Here is a 5,302-nt window from a genome sequence, read left to right as displayed (position 1 = left end):
ACATGCTGCCGCGCACGACGACAGCGGGTGAGCCGGCCTTTGCGCCTTATGTCGGCGGCGCGGTGTTCAACACGGCGATCGCGCTTGGCCGGCTCGGCGCGCCGGCAGGCTTCTTTTCAGGCCTGTCGTCGGATCTGTTCGGCGGCCAGTTCCGGGATGCGCTGGGGGCAAGCAAGGTCAGCTCCACCTATGCGCACACCTCACCACGGCCAACGACGCTGGCCTTCGTCAAGCTCACCAACGGCCAGGCGACCTACACTTTTTATGACGAGAACACCGCCGGCCGCATGCTGACCGTCGACGACCTGCCGCAGCTTGGCAGCGAGATCGAAGCCATGCTGTTCGGTGCCATCAGCCTGATTTCGGAGCCCGCCGGCAGTGCCTATGAGGAGTTCATGCGGCGCGAGCATGAAAGTCGAGTGATGATGCTCGATCCCAACATCCGGCCGAACTTCATACCGGACAAGGCCAAGCACCTCAGGCGCATTCGCGCGATGATGGCGATGGCCGATATCGTGAAATTGTCGGACGAAGACCTGACCTGGTTCGGCGAAGCCGGCTCGCACGAGGATGTCATCCGCAACTGGCTGGATCGAGGCCCGAAGCTGATCGTCGTCACCCATGGCAGCGAAGGCGCCGTCGGCTATACCAGGGAACATGCCGTCACCGTCATGCCGGAAAAGGTCGAGGTGGTCGACACGGTCGGCGCCGGCGATACCTTCAACGCCGGCATCCTCGCCTCCTTGCATGAGCAGGGCCTGCTGACCAAGGCGGCGATTTCCCGCTTGTCGAAAGACGCCATCCACAAGGCGCTGGCGCTCGGTGCGAAGGCGGCGGCAGTGACCGTGTCGCGGGCCGGCGCCAATCCACCCTGGCGACATGAAATCGCCTGAGCAACGCTCAACATAAGTTGAGCCCAATCGATCACTTTATGTTTCGCAGGGGCTCTTTACAGGGCTATAAGGGCGGGATGGTGCCCGACGAAGCCCGGATTTCCGGCATCTGACTGACATTCGCCGGGAAATACTGGTAACGGACTGCGACACTTGGGCAATTTAGGGCTCCGCCTGCCCGGCTTTCTCGGCAAGCGCAACTCTGGTACCAGCGGCCGATTATCTGGCTAACCCGTTTTGAGGCCGACATGCAGTTCATCGATCTTGGCGCGCAGCGCGAACAAATCCGCGACCGGCTGAAGGCCGCGATCGACCGTGTCGTCGACGAAGGCCGTTATATTCTTGGCCCGCAAGTCACCGAATTCGAGAATAAGCTTGCCGCCTATATCGGCACCAAGCATGTCGTGGCCTGCGCCAACGGCACCGACGCGCTGCTGTTGCCACTGTTTGCGGCCGGCATCGGCCCGGGTGACGCGGTGTTCGTGCCGAGCTTCACTTTCGCCGCCACCGCCGAAGTGGTGGCACTGGCCAAGGCCGAGCCGGTGTTCGTCGATGTCGACCCGCATAGCTACAACATCGACATTGCCAGCCTCGAAGCGGCCATCGCCATGATCAAGAAGGAAGGAAGGCTGAAGCCGAAGGCTATCATTCCTGTCGATCTGTTTGGCCTAGCCGCCGATTACGAGGCGATCATGGCGATCGCCAACCGCGAAGGGCTGATGGTGATCGAGGATGCCGCCCAGTCGATGGGCGGTTCGCTCGACGGCAAGATGTGCGGTGCTTTCGGCCATGTCGGATCGACCAGCTTCTATCCGGCCAAGCCGCTTGGCTGCTACGGCGACGGCGGCGCGATGTTCACCAATGACGATGCGCTGGCCGAGCAGCTTCGCTCCTTCGCCTTCCATGGCAAGGGCGAGACGCAGTACGACAATGTCCGCGTCGGCATCAATTCGCGACTCGACACGATCCAGGCGGCGATCCTGATCGAGAAGCTGGCTATCCTGGAAGACGAGATGGTCGCCCGGCAGGTGGTGGCAAAGCGCTATGCCGAAGGGCTTGGCGATATCGTCACTGCGGCGCGCAATCTGGACGGCAGCCGTTCGGCCTGGGCGCAATACGCGATCGAGACGCCCAAGCGCGACGGGCTGAGGGCGCATCTCGGCGAAAAGGGCATTCCGTCTGTCATTTACTACGTGAAGCCGCTGCATGCCCAGGTCGCTTATCGCGACTACCCGCGCACGCCGACCGGCCTTGCCGTATCGGAAGACCTGCCGAAGCGGATCCTGTGCCTGCCCATGCACCCTTATCTCAGCGAAGCCGACCAGGACCGCATCATCGAGACGATCCGCAACTATATCGGCTCGAATTCGGCGCAGGCCGCGGCAGAGTAAGCTGCCGAGCCTTTCTCAGCCGGGGCCCGCCGCCCTGCCGCTGGCAATGAAATGCGGATTGGCAAAATCCTCGTCGTCGCTTTGCCTGCGCTTGCCATAGACCAGAGGTTGGCCGTCGAGCGTGCGCGTCATGCCGCCGGCGGCGCGCAGGATGGCGTCGCCCGCCGCTGTGTCCCATTCCATGGTGCGGCCGAAGCGCGGATAGACATCAGCCTCGGCGCTGGCGAGAAGGCAGAACTTCAAGGACGAACCGACCGAAACGATTTCGGCGGCACCGAGGTCGCGAATATAGGCCTCGGTTTCCGGTGTGTTGTGAGACCGACTGGCGACGACGGCCAGCGGCGTCGCGGCCGTTCTCGCCGCGATCGGCCGGCGGCCGACGATCTGGTAATCGCCATCGATTTCGAGTGATTCCGCCCTGCCCGGCAGGCCGGAAAAGAAGCGGCCCGTGCAGGGCGCAAAGACGACGCCGACTTCCGGCACGCCATCGCGAACCAGCGCTATGTTGACCGTGAAATCGGTGCGGCGGTTAACGAACTCCTTGGTCCCATCGAGCGGATCGATCAGAAAAAAAGCCCCGTCCAGATCGGGCGGCACGATGCCGGCGGAAGCTTCTTCCTCGGCCACGCAGGGGATATCGGGAAATGCGGCACGCAGTCCGGCGAGTATGATCTTTTCGCTCTCGCGGTCCGCCTCGGTCACCGGCGAGGCGTCGGACTTACGGTCAACCGCACAGCCGGCGTGGAACACGCGCATCACCTCGCGCCCGGCCGACAAGGCCAAGCGCTCGAAGATTTCAAGCATCAGCCTGTCGTCAGATGCCGCCGCCGCTATCGTATTGGTCTTCGGCAATGTCGCGCTCGTTCAGCCAGTGTTCCAGGGCGTCGACCATCTCTTCGGCCGACTTGCCGAGTGTCCGCAGATGGACCTCCGGGGTTTCCGGCGCTTCATAAGGGGAATCGACGCCGGTGAAATTCTTGATCTCGCCATTCAGCGCGCGCGCATAGAGGCCCTTCGGATCACGCCTGGCGCATTCCTCGAAAGGCGTATCGACGAACACCTCGACGAATTCTCCGTCGGCCATCAATTCACGTGCCATGCGCCGCTCGGCGCTGAAGGGCGAAATGAACGAAACAATGACGATCAACCCGGCATCGGCCATCAAACGCGCCACTTCGGCGACGCGGCGGATGTTCTCGACGCGATCGGCGTCGGTGAAACCAAGATCGCGGTTGAGACCGTGACGGACGTTGTCGCCGTCCAGGATATAAGTGTGGCGGCCGGTGGCGAACAGCTTCTTTTCGAACAGGTTGGCGATGGTCGACTTGCCGGAACCCGACAGCCCGGTGAACCAGAACACGGCGGGCCGCTGGTTCTTCATGTCGGCGCGCACGCGCTTGCCGACATCGAGCGACTGCCAATGGATGTTTTCGGCGCGGCGCAACGAGTGCAGGATCATGCCGGCGCCGACCGTGGCGTTGGAGATGCGGTCGATCAGGATGAAGGCGCCGGTGGTGCGGTTTTCGGCGAAGGGATCAAAGGCGATCGGCGTCCGCGTCGAAATGTTGCAGATGCCGACTTCGTTCATTTCGAGCGACTTTGCCGCTTCATGGGCAAAGTCATTGACGTTGATCCGATATTTCAGGTCGGTGACGGTGGCGCTGGTCTGGTCGGTCTCGGTGCGCAGGATGTAAGAGCGGCCTGGCAGCAACGCATGCTCGTCGAACCAGACGATGTTGGCGGCGAACTGATCGGCGACCTGCGGCCGTGCGGCAGGCGAAACCAGCATGTTGCCGCGCGAGATTTCGACTTCGTCATCGAGGACGAGCGTGACGGCCTGGCCGGCGGCCGCCTGGGCGAGATCGCCGCCATACGAGACGATCCGCTTGACGCGCGAGGATTTGCCGGACTTGGCGACAACGACCTCGTCGCCGGGCGCAACCGAGCCGGAGGCGACCGTGCCGGCAAAGCCGCGAAAGTCGAGATTGGGACGGTTGACATACTGGACAGGGAAACGAAACGGCAGTTCGACCATCGCTTCGTCGACCGACACGGTTTCGAGATGCTCGATCAGCGTCGGACCGGAATACCATTCCATGCTTTCCGACCGGCGGCTGACATTGTCGCCATAACGGGCCGACATCGGGATCGGCACAATGGTCTGGAAGCCGAGATCGCGCGAGAATTGCCCGTAGTCTTCGACGATCCGGTCGAAAACCGCCTGATCGAAATCGACAAGATCGATCTTGTTGACGGCCAGCACGACGTGGCGGATGCCGAGCAGCGAGGCGATGATCGAATGCCGCCTTGTCTGGCGAAGCACACCCTGCCGGGCATCGATCAGCACGATCGCCAGGTCGGCGGTCGAGGCGCCGGTGGCCATGTTGCGGGTGTATTGCTCGTGGCCAGGTGTGTCGGCAACGATGAATTTGCGTTTCGGCGTGGCGAAGAAGCGGTAAGCGACGTCGATGGTGATGCCTTGCTCGCGCTCGGCCTCCAGACCGTCGACCAGCAGCGCGAAATCAATGTCGTCGCCCGTCGTTCCATGCTTGCGCGAATCGCGTTCGAGCGCGGCGAGTTGGTCCTCGAAAATCTGCTTGGTATCGGACAGCAGGCGCCCGATCAGCGTCGACTTGCCGTCATCGACCGAGCCGCAGGTCAGGAAGCGCAGCAGCGACTTCTTCTCCTGCGCCGCCAGATAGTCGCGAACGCCGTCGGTGGGGGCGAGGCTCTTTGCCATGATGTGGCGCATGGTCAAAAGTACCCCTCGCGCTTCTTCTTTTCCATCGAGCCGGCTTCATCGCGATCGATCAGGCGACCCTGCCGTTCGGACGTGCGTGCCGTCAGCATTTCGCCGACGATGGCTTCCAGCGTGTCGGCATCCGATTCGATGGCGCCGGTCAGCGGATAGCAGCCAAGCGTGCGGAACCGCACCAGCCTGTTCTCCACCGTCTCGCCGGGGCGCAGTTTCATGCGCTCGTCGTCCCGCAGGATCAGCATGCCGTCGCGTTCCACCAC

At 62.7% G+C, this 5,302-nt stretch carries 4 protein-coding genes and 1 pseudogene; 2 read left to right on the top strand and 3 right to left on the bottom strand.

Features of this window, described 5'->3' with window-relative positions:
• Nucleotides 1-2: 2 nt before the first annotated feature.
• The gene (locus EN906_RS21830) at nucleotides 3-893 is read left to right on the top strand and encodes a carbohydrate kinase (protein WP_164777285.1); all 891 of its coding nucleotides are present in this window, start codon (nucleotides 3-5) and stop codon (nucleotides 891-893) included.
• Between the two features lie 248 nt (nucleotides 894-1,141).
• Nucleotides 1,142-2,284: a DegT/DnrJ/EryC1/StrS aminotransferase family protein gene (locus EN906_RS21825; RefSeq protein ID WP_127270003.1), complete on the top strand. Its 1,143-nt coding sequence runs from the start codon at nucleotides 1,142-1,144 to the stop codon at nucleotides 2,282-2,284.
• A gap of 15 nt (nucleotides 2,285-2,299) precedes the next feature.
• On the opposite strand, the gene cysQ is transcribed toward EN906_RS21825, so the two are convergent.
• The 3 genes and pseudogenes from cysQ to EN906_RS21810 form a co-directional block, all read right to left on the bottom strand.
• Nucleotides 2,300-3,088, bottom strand: coding sequence for a 3'(2'),5'-bisphosphate nucleotidase CysQ (gene cysQ / locus EN906_RS21820; RefSeq protein ID WP_164748814.1), 789 nt, complete (start codon nucleotides 3,086-3,088; stop codon nucleotides 2,300-2,302).
• A 10-nt stretch (nucleotides 3,089-3,098) separates the two neighbouring features.
• Nucleotides 3,099-5,036: a sulfate adenylyltransferase subunit CysN gene (gene cysN / locus EN906_RS21815; RefSeq protein WP_164748813.1), complete on the bottom strand. Its 1,938-nt coding sequence runs from the start codon at nucleotides 5,034-5,036 to the stop codon at nucleotides 3,099-3,101.
• A gap of 2 nt (nucleotides 5,037-5,038) precedes the next feature.
• Nucleotides 5,039-5,302, bottom strand: a pseudogene (locus tag EN906_RS21810) (sulfate adenylyltransferase small subunit); the annotation flags it as partial.

This window comes from Mesorhizobium sp. M7A.F.Ca.CA.004.06.1.1, assembly GCF_003999135.1.
GTDB lineage: Bacteria > Pseudomonadota > Alphaproteobacteria > Rhizobiales > Rhizobiaceae > Mesorhizobium.
The sequence above is the reverse complement of the archived record's forward strand: the minus strand, read 5'-3'. Positions and strand labels throughout refer to the sequence as shown.

Excerpts from the sequence above, each read along its gene's own strand:
- EN906_RS21830 (WP_164777285.1), top strand. The coding sequence starts at position 3 with ATGCTGCCGCGCACGACGACAGCGGGTGAGCCGGCCTTTGCGCCTTAT.
- cysQ (WP_164748814.1), bottom strand. The coding sequence starts at position 3,088 with ATGCTTGAAATCTTCGAGCGCTTGGCCTTGTCGGCCGGGCGCGAGGTG.
- EN906_RS21825 (WP_127270003.1), top strand. The coding sequence starts at position 1,142 with ATGCAGTTCATCGATCTTGGCGCGCAGCGCGAACAAATCCGCGACCGG.
- cysN (WP_164748813.1), bottom strand. The coding sequence starts at position 5,036 with ATGCGCCACATCATGGCAAAGAGCCTCGCCCCCACCGACGGCGTTCGC.